Here is a 16,928-nt window from a genome sequence, read left to right on the forward strand (position 1 = left end):
ATTTCGGCCACTTTCGCGAAAGCGCCGCGTGCGGGATTTTTGCGCCATCAACAACGTGAAAGGACTTTCCCGTCATGCAGCACCCAACCATCCGTGCCATCGCTGGAGCGACAGCACCGCAAAGTATCGATCCGGCCAAGACCGCCCTGCTGGTCATCGACTTTCAGAACGAATATTTCAGCGGCCGGATGCCGATCCCGGATGGTGCGAAGGCGCTGGGCAACGCCAAGCGCCTTATCGACCGCGCCGATGAGGACGGCATGAAAGTTTACCACGTGCAGCACGTGACACCGGCCGGAAGCCCTATCTTTGCCGAGGATAGCGAGACCTCCCGGTTTCACGAGGCAATCCAGCCGTCCGCCCATCATTCGGTGGTGCGCAAAACGTCGGTCAGTGTGTTTCCGACCACCGACATCGACCGGCAGCTGAAAGAGGCCGGCATCGATACGTTGATCATCGCGGGTCTGATGACCCATGCCTGCGTTACCGGTGCCGCCCGCGATGCCGTGCCGCTCGGCTACAATGTGATCGTCGCCGACGACGCTTGCGCCACGCGCGACCTCGATATGGCGGATGGCAACACCGTCAGCCACGTCGCTCTGCACCGCGCAGCTCTGGCCTCGATTGACGACACCTTCGGCGACATCGTCACGACCGATCGCCTCCTGGCTCTGCCGCTTTCGGGCAAATGAGGCGTTGGCAATCCGCCGCCTTTGGCGACGCGTGCTGCGGGCAGGTGAAGAACGCGGTTGGCGGCCGTCCCGACCCTGCAGAAATGCGGGATCTCGGCCGCCAACCGGTTGGGCTTTCAACTCAGCCCGGCTGGAGGGCCACCTTGCGAGACATCGCAACGAGCGAGGCGCCCAACAGCGCAGCCAGTGCGGCGAACAGGAACACGCCGGCAGGTCCCTGGAGTTCGACGATCACGCCGCCGAGGATTGCCCCCGTCGAGATGGCGATCTGGAATGTCGTCAGCGTCGCAGCACCGGCACCTTCCGCCTCGTCGCCGGCAGCGCGACTGATGAAAGACTGGACGCTGACGGGCAGAGCGCCGAAGGCGAAACCCCAGGCGGCCGTCGCTGCAGCGGCAATGGCCGGCAGCACGCCACCGACGGCGAGAAGAAGAGCCGTGGCGGTGATACCGACAGCCGCCAGCATCATGGCAAGCCGCGTGTTGCGCTCCGCCAGGAAACCTCCGGCGATGTTGCCGAAGAAACCGCCGATACCGAAGGCGAGAAGGATCGCGGTGATCATCTCGACGTCAAATCGCGGCACCTGTTCGAGATAGGGGCGGATATAGGTGAAGCCGGCAAAGTGGCCGGTGACAACCAGCAGGATCGTAGCAAGACCGAGCCGGATCGCCGGGCGCCTGAGAACTCTGGCAATCGTCGCGAGGCTGGTGGTGCCGATTGGGGGCAACGATGGAACGGTCAGTGCCTGGACGATAAAGGTGATCACTCCGACTGCGGCTGCAAGCAGGAACGCATAGCGCCAGCCGAGCGTGGCGCCGATCCACGCACCAACGGGTGCGGCGCACACTGTTGCGATCGATACGCCTGACATGACGATCGCCATGGCGCGGGGCATCAGCCTGCCGGGAACCAGCCGCATGGCGAGCGCCAGCGACATGGCCCAGAAGCCGCCGAGCGCAACGCCGAGCAGGACGCGCGCCGCAAGCAGGAAGGGAAGGTTCGGCGCAAAACCCGCCATCAGGCTTGAAACGACGAGCAGGCCTGTCAAAGCCAGAAGAACCGTTCGCCGGTCGAACCGTCCCGTGTAGACGACGATTGCCGGACCGGCGACCGCCGCGACGACGGCGGTCGTCGTCACCGATTGCCCGGCCGCCCCGACGCTGACCCCGAGATCCGCCGACATCGGCGTCAGCAGGCTTGCCGGCAGAAACTCTGCCGTCACCAGGCCGAAAACTCCAAGCGAAAGGGACACCACGGCACCCCATCGCGCTCGGCTCTGGTCGTCCGTCGAGGCCGCTGATTTTGTCACCAAGCCATCCATATTCTTGATCTCCGCAATTGTTGATGGCGAAAATAGGTGGGATCTTCAGGAGTTTCTATGCTAGAAAATCCAAAAGACTGTGCCGTTTCTCCAAATTTGCCGGTGGGCTCATGAGCGATGCATTGACGGAAATCTTGCGTGGGCTGCGGCTCGACGGTGTCGAATACGGGCGTTGCCAACCGTGCGCGCCCTGGGCGACGGCCTATCCGGCGCAGGAGCCCGCGCGGTTCCACTTTCTCGCTTCAGGTTCCGCCCACCTTCGGGCGCCGGATGGCGAATGGATCGAACTTGCGCAAGGCGATGCGGTTCTGTTGCCCAGAGGCGATGCGCATGTGCTGGCCAGCAAGCCGGGCATTGCGCCGGTGTCGATCGCCGACCTGCCGAGACGGCAGCTGTGTGACGGCATCATCGACGTGCAGTGCCCGTCGACGGACAGCAAAAACCTCATCTTCTATGCGGTGATGCAGTTCAATGTCGATCGCCTGCATCCACTCCTGCAACTGATGCCGGCCGTCATGCGCACCAGCGATCTTGCCGCAAGCGAGCCGTCGATCCCGCCGCTTCTCGATGCCATGCTGCGTGAAGCGCAAATGCAGCGGGTCGGCTCGGGCGGCATTCTTGCGCGGCTCGCCGACGTGCTGACCGCGACCCTCATTCGAACCTGGGTGGAGCATGGCTGCGGCACGGCGACCGGCTGGCTGGCGGCTGTGCGCAATCCGGAACTCGGTCGTGTGCTCGCCGCCATCCACCTTGAGCCTGCACGGGATTGGAGCGTGCCCGAACTGGCCAAGCTGATGGGCGCTTCGCGCTCGGGCTTCGCGCAGCGTTTCGTCGACATCATGGGCGAAACACCGGCGCGCTATGTGGCGCGCATGCGCATGCACCAGGCGCATCAATGGCTGCAGGAAGGGCAGAGGGTGGCCCTTGTCGCAGGCCGCCTCGGCTATGATTCCGAGGCCTCGTTCAGCCGCGCCTTCCGCAAGATCATCGGGGCGCCGCCAAGCCACTATCGAAGCAAGACCTCGGCCAGGGAGAAGCTGGCTTCCTGAGACGATCCGATATCCCCTGACCCCGGTCGCCCGGGATCAGAACCGCCCGCTGATGCCGACCTTTGCACCGGCAGATGTCTCGCCGTCACCTTCGATGTTGAACAAAAGTCCCGTGTCGATCGCCCAGCTCTGCGCAGTTTGCAGCGATAGCGCGGCCGAAAGCGAGCCGAACACGCCCGCGCCATCAAGCCCGGAATAGCCGACCGTGCCGGCAAGCTTGGGTATCAGTGTCATGTCGTTCTCGAGGGTGAATTGCCGGGCAATCTCCGCCCTCAGGCTGACCCGCAACTGCTCTTCGGTGAAGCCCTTGAGGTCGACGATGTCACCGGCGCCATTTTTCACTCCATAGTCGTCAACCGTCTCGGAAAAGTAGACGGCCCGCAGCGCCGGCGTAAACACGGTTGTATCGTCCAGTTGCCATTGCCCCTTGACCGAAGTGTCCAGCAGCAAGCGGCGCGTGTCGAACGTGCCGTCAAAGGCAGTCGTGTCGATGGTGTTGGACGAGCCGCCATAGAGCAGGCTCGAATCCCAGAAGATGCCCTTGCCGAGTTCGAAGGAGGCATAGGGACCGGCCAGCCAGCCATTGCCGGAAAGCTCCGCATCCTCGTCGGTCGGGTCGGTCATCCGGTCATAGTGGAAGGACAGGCCGAGCAGCGCCTTCTCCGACAGAAGATAGTCTGCGCCGAGCGAGACCATGCCGAAGTTGCCCCACCTGTCGTCGTCGTCCTTGCGGCGGTGCATCAGGAACGTGCTGTCGAGCCAGATGTTGAAGGGCGAGGTTTCAGCCTGGTCAACGCCATCGGCCCTGTCGCGCGCGGCCTCCATCTGGGCAAGGCTGGTGGAAAAGCCGAGTGTGACGCCATCGGTGGAAGGTGTCATACGCGTGGTCACCGTGTCCGTTCCCGCGGCCATCCGCCGCCGGTCGATGAGGCCCGGCACCTTGATGGTCGAGGCGATCAGGTTCTGCCGCGTCCGCACGAAGTCACGCACGAGCGCGTCGATCTCCGCGGCGTGGTTGGACGCATCGAAGGCGAGATTGTAGGTCACGGTCCCGGTGTTGGAGGTACCGAGCGCACTGACCATGCGGAAGCCGACGCGCACCTGGCCGGAATAGGCCCTGTTGGGCGTGAACTTCAGATACCAGCCAACCGGGGCGGCGACCGGACCGACCTGTGCCAGTTCGCCCTGGATGATGGACGCCGTTCCAGCTTGGGCCGGCTCGACAAAGGTCGCCTCGGCCGCGGTGAACGGACCGCCGGTGGCACCGCGATTGAGATAGACATCAGGCGGTGCCGACCCGGCAGGGACATCGACCACCTTGTCGGAGACCGTGATCGTGCGGGCCTGGACCTTAACGCTATAGCTCGCCGTTCCCGTTGCGCCGTTGCTGTCGCGTACCTCGATCGTGAACGTGTAACTGCCTCCGGCGTCGGCAGCCAACGGGCCGGTCAGCTGACCGGTTGAAACGTTGAGGACCATGCCGTTGGGCAAAGCGCCGGATGCAAGGCGATAGAGCATTGGGCCGGTTCCGCCCTTGGCGGCAATCGGCTGGCTGTAGTTCTCGCCGGCCATGGCTTCCGGGAGCGTTCCAGCGGGTGGCTCGAAGGTGAAATCGACTGGAGCGGCCGCAATCGCAATCGAATAGCGCGCGGTTCCCGCAGCGTTGTTGGCATCGGTTGCCGTCACGGTAAAATCGTGGTTGCCGGCCCGGGTCGGGATGCCGGTGATCGCGCCGGTGGCGCCGTCGAGCGCGAGGCCCGCAGGAAGCTGGCCCGATGTGACCGCATAGCGATAGGGCGCGGTTCCGGCCGAGGCGGTGACGGCGCCGCCGCCATAGGCGGTTCCGGCAGTTCCGCTCGCCAGCGCGCCAGCCGGCGGGGAGAAGGTGAGCGTCGGTGCTGTCACCGTGATCGCCACCGTTGCGGCAGGCGAGGTGCCGGTGGCGTTGGTGCCCACATAGGTGAAGCTGTCGGAACCGGAGTAGCCCGGTGTGGGGGTGTAGGTGATCGCCAGTCCCGACACGGCGGCGATGCCGTGCGCCGGCTGGGCGCTGACGGCCACGGAATCAGCTGCGCCGCCGCTAAGATCGAGCGTGATCGGGTTGGCCGCGGAGTTTGCTGCGACGGTCGCACGCACATCGTTGGCTATCGGTGCCTGGATGGCGATGGCGATCGAGTAGCTTGCGGTTCCCGTTGCGTTGTTGGCGTCGGTCGCCGTCACGGTGAAATTGTAGCTTCCGGCCGTCGTCGGCATCCCCGAGATGCGACCGGTGACGCCATCGAGCGCGAGGTCCGCAGGCAGTGCGCCTGAAGCCACGGCATAGCGATAGGGCGCGGTGCCGGCCGACGCGGCGACTATGACGTCATAGGCTGTCCCGACGATACCCGCGGTCAACGTGCCGGCTGAGGGCGAGAAGCTGAGGGTGGGGGCGGTGACGGTGATCGTCACGGTCGCGGCGGCAGACGTGCCGGTGGCGTTGGTGGCGGTGTAGGTGAAGCTGTCGGTGCCGGAATAGCCCGGTGTCGGGGTATAGGTGATCGCCAGTCCCGACACCGAAGCCGTGCCGTGCGTCGCCTGCGTGCCGATGGTCAGCGTATCGGCGGTCCCGCCGCCGAGATCTGGTGTGACGGGGTTGGCCGTTGAGTTCGCTGCGACCGTTGCGCTCACATTGCCGGCGGTCGGTGCCTCGACCGCAATGGCGATCGAATAGGCTGCCGTCCCCGTGGCGTTGTTGGCGTCGGTGGCCGTGATGGTGAAATTGTAGTCTCCGGCGGTCGTCGGCGTTCCCGATATGAGACCGGACGCTGGGTCGAGCGTCAGCCCGTCCGGCAGCGTGCCGGTTACGCCATAGATGTAGGGTGCGGTGCCGGCCGATGCCGCGACCGTGACGCCGCTGTAGGCGGTTTTGGCGGTCCCGCCGGGCAAGGCGCCGGCTACCGGCGAGAAGCTGAGGGTCGGCGCAGAAACGGTGATGGTCACGGTCGCCGCATTCGACGTACCCGTGGCGTTGGTGGCGGTGTAGGTGAAGCTGTCGGAGCCGGAGTATCCAGGCGTCGGTGTATAGGTGATCGCAAGTCCCGACACTGCAGCCGCGCCGTGCGTCGGCTGCGTGCCGATGGCCAGCGTATCGGCGGTGCCGCCGCCGAGATCGAGCGTGATCGGGTTCGCCGCGGAGTTCGCTGCAACCGTTGCGCTCACATCGCCGGCGGTCGGTGCCTGGACCGCAATCGCGATCAAGTAGGCTGCCGTCCCCGTGGCGTTGTTGGCGTCGGTGGCCGTGATCGTGAAGGTGTAGTCTCCGGCGGTCGTCGGCGTTCCCGAAATAAGACCGGACGCAGGATCGAGCGTCAGGCCGTCCGGCAGCGTGCCGTTGACGGTATAGGTGTAGGGCGCGGTGCCGGCTGCGGCCGTGACGGTAGCGCCACCATAAGCGGTCGCGGCGGTTCCGCCCGGTAGGGCGCCAGCTGGCGGCGAGAAGGTCAGGGTCGGCGCAGAAACGGTTATCGTCACGGTCGCGGCGGCGGACGTGCCGGTGGTGTTGGTGGCGGTATAGGTGAAGCTGTCGGAACCGGAGTAGCCAGGTGTCGGGGTGTAGGTGATCGCCAGTCCCGAAACCGCAGCCGCACCGTGCGTCGGCTGGGTGCCGATGGCCAGCGTGTCCGCCGCGCCGCCACTGAGGCTGAGCGTCATCGGATTGGCCGTGGAGTTCGCCGCAACCGTCGCACTCACGGCGTTGGCAACCGGAGCAGGCTTTGGTGTGACCGAACCGGACGGATCGGAGGCCGGACCGGGGCCGATGCTGTTGGTGGCCGTGACTGTGAAGGTGTAGACCGTGCCGTTGGCAAGGCCCTTCACGGTTATGGGACTCGATCCGCCGGTTGCCACGGCACCACCTGGATCAGACGTCACGGTGTAGCTGCTGATCGGCGTGGTGCCCGCGTTCATAGGGGCGGTGAAGCTGACTGTTGCCTCGCCGTCACCCGGCACAGCGCTGACGGCTGTCGGTGCGTCCGGAGCTGCGCCCGCGCGAGTGACGACGATGTCGTAGGTCGTCTTCGTGACGGCGTCCTGCGCCGTAACCACGATGCTTACGGCGTTGTCGCCGACCTGGAGGTTGACGGGAAGGCTGCCCGGCGCCGTGACGACAGTTCCGTTGACCGAGACGACGGCGCCCGAATGTGTGCTCGCCGGAGTGACGGCGATGGTGGCAACGCTGTTTCCCACCGAGACCGTGTAGCTTGTCGTAGCAGCGTCGAAGGCTGGAGCGAGCGTGCCATGCGATAAGCCAATGCCCGAGAGGCTGGCATCGCTGGAAGGCGGCGCGACGATCATCGGCGTGCCGCCGGTGTACGCCTTGGTCATCTCGTTGCCGGCGAAGTCCTTGATCCCGGTGCTGGCGGACAGGCCGAGCGCCAAGGTACCTTCTCCCGAAACATTCGCGATCTGCACCTGATAGGTCGATCCCGATCCCGACACACTGTCGATCGTGCCTTGCGCGGTTCCTGTTTTCGCCAGGGTGAACTTGCCGATGTCCACGGCCGTGACCGGTTCGGAAAACGTGACGTCGAAGGTGGCGGCTGTCGCGGTGGGGTTGATTGACGTTACCGTGGGCCGGACGCCGTCGATCCTGATGCCTGATGTATCGGCAATGTTGCGCAGTGTGATATCTGCATCCACTAGGCGGTTGTAGTCCGTGATCGTTGCCCCCCCGCGCGCCATTGACGAGATTGCGATTCCGTCTTCGTCGAGGTCGTTTTCGGCAACAGTGTAGGAAAACGTCATGATGTTAAAGACGGCGCCGATCAGGTTGATCCGCCGCTCGACAGCCCCAAAGACAGCCTTCAGGTACGGCCCCCCGTTGCTGGCGATGTGCTGATCGAACTCCACGTCGAACAGCAGCGTGGCGCCGATCGCGTAGGTTCGTGCCGGTGTGTCGAGCGGCTTGACGGCGGTGACGATTGGCGGGGCGACGTAGGTATAGCCGTTCGCGCGCGTCACAGAGCTGTTGCCGACGGTCGTCACGGTCACATTGGCCGGTCCGGCGGTTCGTGGCGGCACGGTGGCGGTAATCTGGGTGGTGCTGTCGACGGTGAACGTGGTGGCAGGCGTGCCGCCGAACGTAACGGTACTCACACCGATGAAGTTGGTACCGGTGATGGTCACGGATTGTCCACCGGCACTGCTTCCAATCGACGGCGTGACGCCGGTGATCGTGGGAGGTGCGCTGCGCGTGACGACCACCCGATAGGTCCGCGTGACCGTGCGGTCCTCGGTCGTCACGGCAATGGTGAGTGTGTTGTCGCCAACATTGAGTGGCACGGCGGTCGATGTGCCCGATACGGCGCTGACCCCGTTGATCTTCACCGTCGCGGTGGTTCCGGGCGTTGACGGTGTCACGCCGAGGGTGGAAACGCCGTTGGCCACCGTGGCCGTATAGGTCAGGGTATTGGTGTCGAAGGCCGGCTCGAGGTTGCCGCTCGACAGGGCGAGACCGGAAAGTGCGGCGTCCAGCGGGTTGCTCTTCGTAACGCAGACGACGTCCATTCGCCAGGGAACGGTTGTCGGGCTTTGGTTTATGAATTCGACATAGATTCCACCGTCAACGAGGTTTTGTCCGGAAATCGATGCGGATTCATTGCCAGTTACAACACCGGCTTCATAACTGGTCATGAAGTATCCGACGCCAGTTTCAGAGATCGCGGTGAAGTACGCGATGTCCCAGTAGGATGGATTGCGGATCAAATCGATATGAAGCCGGTCCGTCGTTAGAAAATCACTCTTGGGGTAGGTCTTCGAGAGAGCTAGGACGTCCTTCCCGTTCAGGTCGGCAACGATATCCTCACACCCTTTCGACGCAGCGAACGCTTCTCCCGCCACGGCCACGAGGCTGGAAAGAAGGAAGACCAGGGCCGTCAGCAGCCGGATCTGATTGCGCCAGAACCGGCGCAACCTTTCAGCCTTCGGCAACGCCTCCACCGGCGTGGCGACGCACATTCGTTGGACGATGTCGTCAGACAGCATCGCCGAGGTGCTGCCGCCGCTTGCCCTACGAACGGCCGGGCTGCGGGAACGTGCGGCGGTGGCCGATAGGTAGCTTGTCATGACGGATTTCTCTCAACAAAAACCGCGCCATGGCAGGCGCGCTTCGTGTTAGCTCGGAGAAAGTGCCGTCTTCAATTGGTGGAGGCGGTCAGGTGTGGAAATGCGCACCCCGTGCCAATGACCCGGCATTTACCGCCAAATCGGCGGTCTCGACGCCGCACCTACCGCTTGCAGTGCAGGTCCCTATCGCCCGATCAAGCCGATCCATTGCGACCAGTCGGTCGCCGACAGACCAGGCGCGGATTTCAGCAGGGTGGGATGATGCGCCGAAAGATGCCGCAGCTCCCGCGGCGACATGCCGAATTCCCGCCGAAACGCACGGCTGAAATTTGCCGCGTTGGTAAAACCATGCGCTGAGGCGAGGTCTGCGATTGCAACGTGCCTGTATTCCGGCGCTCGCAGATTTATGAAGGCGCGGCGCAGCCGTTGCTGCGCCAGGAAAACCGAAAATCCCCCAACCAGCTCCAGAAGCCGGTAGACCGTTCGGCGCGACAGACCGAATGCGCCCATGACACGCTCCACGGTCAGATCGGGTTCGAGCAAGTGGTCGGTTATATAGCGCCTGACCGCGATCGACAGCGCATGGCCGACGCTTGCTGCATTGCCCTCGCTCGTCTGGCTGTTGATCGCAGCGCCGGCAAGATCAAGCAGCGGAGACAGGACCGCTTCCGCGTCGCCGACAGAGATATGATCCAGCTGTTTGTGCAGGCTGCCGAGCGTGTCCCTCAGCAGCGAAACCAGCGGCATACTCGCCGGCAGGACCAATTCATGATTGTCGTCCGGGCGCTTCAGACGGGGGGCCAGCATCTGGCGCGGAATGACGAGGCTGAGATGCTCATGATCGATGGTGGATGTGGCGAGCGGCTGCGCCATATCGATCACGTAGAGGTCGCCGGGGCGGGCAATGCTGTCGGAGCCGCCGCGGCTGCCGCTTTGGCCATTGAGATAGAACTGCACGAGATACCCGTCCATGCCGTCCCGGGCGATCTTGTAGCGGGACCGGTCGAAGTCCTGACCGCTCGATCGAGTGCGCGCGACCCCGACACCTCCGATCAGGGCCGCATCGACGCTGGCAAAGAAAGGTTCGTCGGACGGACCGCGAAGGCGCGTGTCAAAAAGAACGCCGATCGACTCGCGCCACATCAAATGGGCGTCTTGCTGCCGCATGGTTGTCGTGTCGAATCGAGAGCGCGGTAATCCGAAGTGATCGATAGGCGAAGAGCCCAAGCTTGACGTTGCATCAAATGACATGGTCGGAAAACTTCGTTCTTTGCGCTGCACTGATGGTCATGAATTGACAACTGGCAATTGGCTTATCCGAGCATGTCTACCACAACTCCTGAATACATCCGCTCACGTCGCGACTCTCGCTGGCTGGAAGCTAAACACTAGAGCATCCCGCCTTCAAGTGGAACCACCGAAGGCGGATAAGATGTTCTGGAATCAAAGAGCTAGAGCGTCCTTACGCGTTCTTCTGAACGCACGGCTCTCCAGAGGTAGCTGGATGTTCTTGCGAGAACATTTCAGCCACAGGGTGAAAAAGATTCTTTGCGATAAACGTCTTGCAGATGAAGGCAGACTGCGGCGCGCATACCGTTGCGGCGCACTTCAGCTCTGTTTGCCGGATTGCCGTACTGCTTTTGACGGAAAACCGCTCCGCACTTTTCCCGGAAAGTTCTATGGGCTCTTTGCGGCCCTAAGAGCGCCTGCAAGCTTTCTGACCGCGACGTCAAGCTCGATCGGCGTATAGGCGGCGAATCCCATCAGGAACCCGGCCTTGCCATCGCCTGAGGCATAAAGCCGCGACAGGCCCAGCAGCTCGACGCCGACGCGTCGCGCCGCGTCGATCGCCGTGCACTCTGGCAGGCCGCAGGTCAGCACGCACGGCATCTGCAGGCCGCCGATCGGAATCCGCGGCTCTACGAATGCGGAAAGATGTGTTCGCACAAGGCCGGCAAGCGTATCGAGCCGCTCGGAGTAGATGCTGCGCATGGCGCGAACATAAGCGCCGAAATGTCCGCCTTCCATGAACCGGGCGAGTGTCAGTTGCGCCATCGAAGCGGTGTGGCCGTCAAGCAATGTCCGTGCGACGGTCATCGGGTTGACCAATTGTGGAGGCAGCACGACATAGCCGATCCGCAACCCGGGAAAGAGCGATTTGGTGAAGGTGCCGATGTAAATGGTCCGGTCATGAGGGTCGAGGCCCTGCATGCTGGCCGTTGGTTTTCCGGCATAGTGGAACTCGCTGTCGTAGTCGTCCTCGATGATCCAGGTCTGATGCTTCCCCGCCCATTCGATGAGGGCAAGTCGTCGATCGAGCGCAAGCGTCGCACCTGTCGGAAACTGATGCGAAGGCGTCAGGAAAACCGCCTTGGCCTTGTGCGGTTGGCTCAAGATCCCTTCGACCATGATGCCCTGATCGTCCACGGGAATTGGAACACATTCCAGACCAGCGGCGTCGAATGCCTTGCGCGCGCCGTAGTATGCCGGATCTTCGATAAAGATGCTTTCGCCGGGATCGAGCAGCATGGTGGCGCACAGCGCCATTGCCTGTTGTGAACTCGTGAGAACCAGCACACGGTCGGCGCTGGCGCGAGCACCCCGTTCCAGGTTGACATAGTCGGCAATCGCGCGCCGAAGCGGTTCTGCGCCTTGTGGATCTCCGTGAAGGAGAGCCTGTGTACCCGTTTCCTTCAGCACTTGGCGCTCCAGACGCTCCCAAAGCGAAAGCGGAAAGCTGCGCGTCTCCGGCACACCCGGGGCGAATGGCCGGGGTATGAGTTGTTCGCGGACGCCGCCGCTGCGGGACATGGCGGCGCCGCGCTTGCTGAGGCTCGGCTCCTTGTGGCGCTCAAGCGCATCTCGCCGCGCAACCCTTTGGCCCGTGGAGAATGCTTTCACCTCGGCGACGAAACTGCCGCTTCCCACCCGTCGATCGATAAAGCCCTCGGCATGGAGTTGGGAATAGGCGGCCTCGACCGTGTCGCGGGATACACTCAGTGATATGGCAAGTGCACGCGATGCCGGCAGCGGTTTGCCGGGCCCAAGCGCACCATCGACGATGAGTTGCCTGACTGCCCGCTGAATCCGTGCGTGGAGGGGCAGCTCTGCGTGCGTGGGATGGGCAAGCCAAGCCTTCACGGTTTCCAATTGGGAGTGCTTGAACAAATGGTCTGGCCGTCAACGGAGAAGTGGATGGCACTATCAGTCCATTTGTCGATTAGAAGTCAAGCCGCATCCTCACCCGGCGCCAGAGACTTTCAGGAGATTGAACCGGATCATGTCGCATACCTCGTCACCATCGCTCTTCCGTTTAAGTGACCTCACGCATCCGATTGTCGCCGGACTGATCTCCGTCATCGTCAACTATGGCGGAACCTTCATCCTGGTCTTCCAGGCCGCAAAAGTCGCGGGTCTGAGCCCGGAACTGACCGCATCGTGGGTGTGGTCTGTTTCCATCGGGGTCGGTCTGACCGGACTGTTTCTGAGCTGGCGCTATCGCGAGCCGATCATCACAGCCTGGTCGACACCGGCGGCGGCATTCCTCGTGACGGCGCTTGCGACCACGCCCTATGCGGAAGCGGTGGGTGCCTATCTGATCTCGGCAGCTGCCTTCGTCGCATTGGGTCTGTCGGGCTGTTTCGACAGGGTCATCAAGCTGATCCCGCCCGGCATCGCCTCAGGGCTGCTCGCGGGTATATTACTGCAATTCGGCATCGGGGCTTTTGGTGGCGCGACGGTCGATCCGCTGCTGGTCGGGCTTCTCATCTTTGCCTATGTGCTGTTGAAGCGCTTTACCGCACGCTATGCCGTGGTCGGCATATTGGTGCTCGGCCTTGTGTTCCTGGCTATGCAGGGTCGCGTCGATCTTTCCGGGCTGCAGTTGAAGCTGGCCGCGCCGGTGTTCACCATGCCGCAATTCTCGCTGAATGCGCTTCTGAGCGTGGCGCTGCCGCTGTTTCTGATCACCCTGACCGGGCAATACATGCCGGGCATGCTGGTTCTGCGCAACGATGGCTTCAAGACCAGCGCCAACCCGGTCTTGACGGTAACGGGCCTGGGTTCGCTTGTCATGGCGCCATTCGGTTCTCACGCCTTCAACATTGCGGCCATCACCGCGGCAATCGCGACCGGCAAGGAGGCGCACGAAGAGCCGACCAAGCGTTGGGTGGCGGGGATCGCAGCGGGCCTCTCTTACGTTCTTGTCGGCGTGTTCGGCGTGACGCTTGCGGCGGTGTTCATGGCATTGCCGGCAACTTTTATCACCACCTTGGCCGGGCTTGCGCTGCTGGGCACGATCGGCGGCAGTCTCGCCGGTGCCTTGGCCGATCCGAAATCGCGTGAGGCAGCGTTGATTACCTTCCTCGCTTCGGCCGCGAACATCAGCCTGCTCGGGATCGGCGGCGCGTTCTGGGGGCTCGTGATCGGTGTTGTCGCGTCCATCGTGCTGAACGGCCGCCTGCCGCGTCGAGACGGTGGCAAACGGGTTGCCATCGAGGGTGCGGCCGAGTGATGTCGTGCCGGCTTTCACCAGCTCAATCCATACCCATGTGGCGTGCAACCGTCCTCATGACGTCGCAAGTCGATCGTCGACCATTTGCGCTAACTCGGCCGCTTCAGCGGGGCGAGCCGTGCGCTTTGCCCGCCACTCGGTCGGGTTCATGCCGGTCACGCGCCTGAACTCGCGATTGAAGTTGGATGAGAGCAGGAAGATGCTGTTCTGCTGCATCGGGCGTCCCGCCTCCCGATCTGCGAAGCGGGCGTCGCGCCAACGACCGAAGCACCCATTGCGGTGGAAGAACCGCAGAAGAAGCGCCCGTTCTGGAAGATCTGGGGCAATTGATGCCTGACGAAGGAAAGACGGTCTACGACCTCAGGGGGCTTAAGTGCCCCCTTCCCGTTTTGAAGGCCCGCAAGCGCATCGCCTCCATGGCCGCAGGCGCACTGCTCGAGATTGAGACGACCGATCCGATGGCAGTGATCGATATCCCGCATTTCTGCCGGGAGGACGGCCATAGCCTCGAGGCGGCTTGCGCCGCTGAGGGCGGTCACCGCTTCCTGATCCGCAAGGGCGCCTGAAGCACAAGGCGCCGTCGGCTCTCCTCCAGACTGACAGCGCCCGCGCGTCAAGGAACAGGGATGAAGCCGAGCTATCGGCTTCATCCCTTTTATCTGCTTCCGATCGACGCCCTTCCTTCACTCCTCGCGGAATGCCCTGAGCATCTGGTCTGTGAATGGTTTCGTGAGGTATGAGATCGCGGTTCTCTCGTCGGTCTGGACGAAGACTTCGACGGGCATACCGGGCATGAGCTTGCGGCCGCCGAGCTTGGCGAGCGGTTCGGTGATCTCGACGGTTGCGAGATAGAACGGCTGTCCGGTGTTGCGGTCGAGCGTGGTGGCGGCGGCGATGACGTCGATGCGGCCGTCGAGTTCGGGGGTCGTTCGCTGGTTGAAGACGGTAAAGCGCATGCGGCTCTTCTGGCCGGGCGCGATGCGGTCGATGTCGACAGGCGGGATGCGGATCTCCACCGTCAGGTCCTCGCCCTCGGGCACGATCGACATGGCCGTGGCACCGGGCGCGATGATGCCGCCGATGGTGTGGACCTGCAGGTCATAGACGAGACCGTCGACGGGGGCGCGCACTTCCATGCGCGACAGCCGGTCCTTTGCCGCCACCGCCCGTTCCGTCAGTTCGGCGATCTTGGCCTCAAGCCCGACGATCTGCCCTTGCGTTTCCTTGCGGTTGTTCTGGTCGATCGACATCAGCTTGATGCGCAGCTCGCTGATCTGGCCGAGCGCCTCGGCGATGCGCGCCAGCAGTTCCCCCTTGGAGCCGTCGATGCGGGCCATCTGGCGCAACAGGTCGCGATGTTCGGAGACCGGCACCAGGCCGCTCTTCAGAAGCGTATCGAGCTTGGTGATCTCCTTCTCGACGATCTCCTTCTCCTTGTCGCTGGAACCGGTCTGGGCCTTGAGGCCACGGATCTGTTCCTCGAACTGGCCGATCTGCAGCCGCATCTGCTCTTCCTGGCTGGTGATCATCCGGCGATTGGCCTCGAACAGCTTCACTTCGCTGGCTTTGAGCACCTCTGGAATATCGAACTCGCCGAAGGAGACTTTGGCGTCGCCGTCGCGTTCGGCCGTCAGCCGGGCGCGCATGGCGTAGAACTGCTGCAGCTGGCCGCGCACGATCGACAGCTCGACCCGGGTCTGGGTCTCGTCGAGCTGCAGCAGCACGTCGCCCTTCCGGACATGGGTGCCGTTCTTGACGGGGATGGCCGAGACGATGCCGCCGTCGCGGTGCTGGATCAGCTTGACCTGCTGGGAGACGGCGACCTGGCCCTGGGTGATGACGGCGCCCGACAGCTTCGCCTGGGCGGCCCAGCCGCCGACGCCGAACACCAGAGTGGCGGCAAAGATCGCCGACACGGCGATGCGCGAGGTGATGCCGAACTGCGGTTTTTCCGGCGGTGGGACTGTCATGGCGGCCGCCTCTGTCGTGCTCTTGTCCGTGGTCTTCATGGTCTTCTTCTCCCGATAACGCGTGACGACTGGGTTCTGTGGTTGTTCAGACGGTGTCTCTCGACTGGTCCGCCGGGTTTTCGGTTGCTGCCAGGATAAAGTCCTGTTCGGTGAGCTCGTGACGGCCGGCGATCAGGAACTGCAGATCCTCATCGCGTTCGAGGTCGACGACGGCGCGAACGACCGTGCGCTCGCCGTCGCCGAAGGTCTCGTGATAGAAGGTGATCTGGTGCACCTCCCGTGCTTGCCCGTCCTCCAGCAGTCCGTCGAAGACGAGCCCGCCGATGGCTTCGGCGATCTTCGACAGGTCGACGCGGTCGCCGACCTCAAAGTCGCGGATCTCGTCGCGGCCGCTGCCGTCATTGGCCAGCGACGCGGTCGTGCGGAAGACGAAGATGTCGGCGCCGTCGCCGCCGGCGAGGAAGTTGACGGCATTGCCGGCGACGAGCACGTCGTCGCCCTTGCCGCCGACAGCACCTTCGATCGAGGTCAAAAGGTCCGAGCCGATCTCGACCCCTTCGGCCGTGCCACGGTCGAGGTCGATCACCACGGCCTGCATCGCTGCCGAAGCGTCGTAGGTGTCGCGGCCGTCGTCTCCGTCGATCTCGTCGTCGCCATCATCGGAGCCGGGGACGACGATGACGAGGAACGTGTCGTTCCCGTCGTCGCCCTCCAATTCGTCGTCCCCGGCCCCCCCGACGAGAATGTCGTCGCCGTCGCGGCCGCGCAGCCGGTCCTCGCCCCAGCCGCCGGCCAGCAGATCGTCGCCGCGCCCGCCGGAAATCCTGTCGTCGCCCCGCCCGCCGAGGATGATTTCGAAACCCTCGATGCGATCCTCGCCGATCTCCTCGCCTTCTGCGATGCCGGCCTCGATATCGGCCAGAACGGTCTGGATGAGGCTCGACATGTCGAGGGTGTCGATGCCGTCACCACCGCAATAGATGTCGTCTCCGTCGTCATCCGCGTGATCGCCATCATCGCCACCGCTGTCGTCGGCGCGGGCCTGAACGAGGACGGTGTCGTTTCCGTTTCCGCCTTTGACGGTATCGTTTCCGTTTCCGCCGGCCAGCGTGTCGTTGCCGTCGCGCCCGTCGATGGTGTCGTCGCCGTCATTGCCGATGAGGGTGTTGTTCTGGCTGTCGCCGGAGATCTGGTCGTCACCGGCGCCGGCGATGACCGCCTCGATGCTGTCGAGCGTGTCGGAGCCGATCTCTTCGCCTGACGCCGTGCCGGCTTCGAGGT

Annotated in this window: 11 protein-coding genes; 4 read left to right on the plus strand and 7 right to left on the minus strand. The window is 63.6% G+C overall.

Features of this window, described 5'->3' with window-relative positions; all coding sequences use genetic code 11:
* Positions 1 to 74: 74 nt before the first annotated feature.
* Entirely contained in the window at positions 75 to 692 is a 618-nt protein-coding gene (locus HT585_RS17625) for a cysteine hydrolase family protein (RefSeq protein ID WP_176354131.1), read from the plus strand.
* 121 nt (positions 693 to 813) lie between these two features.
* On the opposite strand, the gene HT585_RS17630 is transcribed toward HT585_RS17625, so the two are convergent.
* Complete coding sequence (locus HT585_RS17630) at positions 814 to 2,001, minus strand: MFS transporter (protein ID WP_343214018.1); 1,188 nt, start codon at positions 1,999 to 2,001, stop codon at positions 814 to 816.
* Positions 2,002 to 2,123: 122 nt separating this feature from the next.
* Between HT585_RS17630 and HT585_RS17635 the strand changes: the two genes are divergently transcribed.
* Positions 2,124 to 3,062 carry an AraC family transcriptional regulator gene (locus HT585_RS17635; protein WP_176354133.1) on the plus strand — a complete coding sequence of 313 codons (939 nt, stop codon included), beginning with the start codon at positions 2,124 to 2,126 and terminating at the stop codon, positions 3,060 to 3,062.
* 36 nt (positions 3,063 to 3,098) lie between these two features.
* Here HT585_RS17635 and HT585_RS17640 read toward each other — a convergent pair whose 3' ends face one another.
* The 3 genes from HT585_RS17640 to pdxR form a co-directional block, all read right to left on the minus strand.
* Positions 3,099 to 9,164, minus strand: a complete 6,066-nt coding sequence (locus HT585_RS17640; protein ID WP_176354134.1) for a putative Ig domain-containing protein — start codon at positions 9,162 to 9,164, stop codon at positions 3,099 to 3,101.
* Between the two features lie 183 nt (positions 9,165 to 9,347).
* Positions 9,348 to 10,331: an AraC-like ligand-binding domain-containing protein gene (locus HT585_RS17645; protein WP_176354135.1), complete on the minus strand. Its 984-nt coding sequence runs from the start codon at positions 10,329 to 10,331 to the stop codon at positions 9,348 to 9,350.
* Between the two features lie 510 nt (positions 10,332 to 10,841).
* Entirely contained in the window at positions 10,842 to 12,332 is a 1,491-nt protein-coding gene (gene pdxR, locus HT585_RS17650) for a MocR-like pyridoxine biosynthesis transcription factor PdxR (RefSeq protein WP_176354136.1), read from the minus strand.
* A 112-nt stretch (positions 12,333 to 12,444) separates the two neighbouring features.
* Here pdxR and HT585_RS17655 point away from each other — a divergent pair, with 112 nt between their 5' ends.
* On the plus strand, positions 12,445 to 13,677 hold the full coding sequence (locus tag HT585_RS17655) for a benzoate/H(+) symporter BenE family transporter (protein ID WP_176354137.1): 1,233 nt from the start codon (positions 12,445 to 12,447) through the stop codon (positions 13,675 to 13,677).
* Between the two features lie 54 nt (positions 13,678 to 13,731).
* On the opposite strand, the gene HT585_RS17660 is transcribed toward HT585_RS17655, so the two are convergent.
* Positions 13,732 to 13,893 (minus strand): helix-turn-helix transcriptional regulator, encoded by a 162-nt coding sequence (locus tag HT585_RS17660; protein WP_176354138.1) that lies wholly within the window; start codon positions 13,891 to 13,893, stop codon positions 13,732 to 13,734.
* A gap of 113 nt (positions 13,894 to 14,006) precedes the next feature.
* Here HT585_RS17660 and HT585_RS17665 point away from each other — a divergent pair, with 113 nt between their 5' ends.
* Complete coding sequence (locus HT585_RS17665; protein WP_176354139.1) at positions 14,007 to 14,243, plus strand: sulfurtransferase TusA family protein; 237 nt, start codon at positions 14,007 to 14,009, stop codon at positions 14,241 to 14,243.
* 117 nt (positions 14,244 to 14,360) lie between these two features.
* Here HT585_RS17665 and HT585_RS17670 read toward each other — a convergent pair whose 3' ends face one another.
* Both HT585_RS17670 and HT585_RS17675 read right to left on the minus strand, forming a co-directional pair.
* Positions 14,361 to 15,686: an HlyD family type I secretion periplasmic adaptor subunit gene (locus HT585_RS17670; RefSeq protein ID WP_176354140.1), complete on the minus strand. Its 1,326-nt coding sequence runs from the start codon at positions 15,684 to 15,686 to the stop codon at positions 14,361 to 14,363.
* A 46-nt stretch (positions 15,687 to 15,732) separates the two neighbouring features.
* On the minus strand, positions 15,733 to 16,928 hold a 1,196-nt coding region (locus HT585_RS17675), incomplete at its 5' end, for a calcium-binding protein (protein ID WP_176354141.1).

Source organism: Ensifer oleiphilus, from assembly GCF_013371465.1.
Taxonomy (GTDB): domain Bacteria; phylum Pseudomonadota; class Alphaproteobacteria; order Rhizobiales; family Rhizobiaceae; genus Ensifer; species Ensifer oleiphilus.

What these genes read in the sequence shown, in the direction of transcription:
- HT585_RS17640 (WP_176354134.1), bottom strand. Translation starts at nt 9,164, where the DNA reads ATGACAAGCTACCTATCGGCCACCGCCGCACGTTCCCGCAGCCCGGCC.
- HT585_RS17625 (WP_176354131.1), top strand. Translation starts at nt 75, where the DNA reads ATGCAGCACCCAACCATCCGTGCCATCGCTGGAGCGACAGCACCGCAA.
- HT585_RS17660 (WP_176354138.1), bottom strand. Translation starts at nt 13,893, where the DNA reads ATGCAGCAGAACAGCATCTTCCTGCTCTCATCCAACTTCAATCGCGAG.
- HT585_RS17655 (WP_176354137.1), top strand. Translation starts at nt 12,445, where the DNA reads ATGTCGCATACCTCGTCACCATCGCTCTTCCGTTTAAGTGACCTCACG.
- HT585_RS17665 (WP_176354139.1), top strand. Translation starts at nt 14,007, where the DNA reads ATGCCTGACGAAGGAAAGACGGTCTACGACCTCAGGGGGCTTAAGTGC.
- HT585_RS17635 (WP_176354133.1), top strand. Translation starts at nt 2,124, where the DNA reads ATGAGCGATGCATTGACGGAAATCTTGCGTGGGCTGCGGCTCGACGGT.
- HT585_RS17670 (WP_176354140.1), bottom strand. Translation starts at nt 15,686, where the DNA reads ATGAAGACCACGGACAAGAGCACGACAGAGGCGGCCGCCATGACAGTC.
- HT585_RS17645 (WP_176354135.1), bottom strand. Translation starts at nt 10,331, where the DNA reads ATGCGGCAGCAAGACGCCCATTTGATGTGGCGCGAGTCGATCGGCGTT.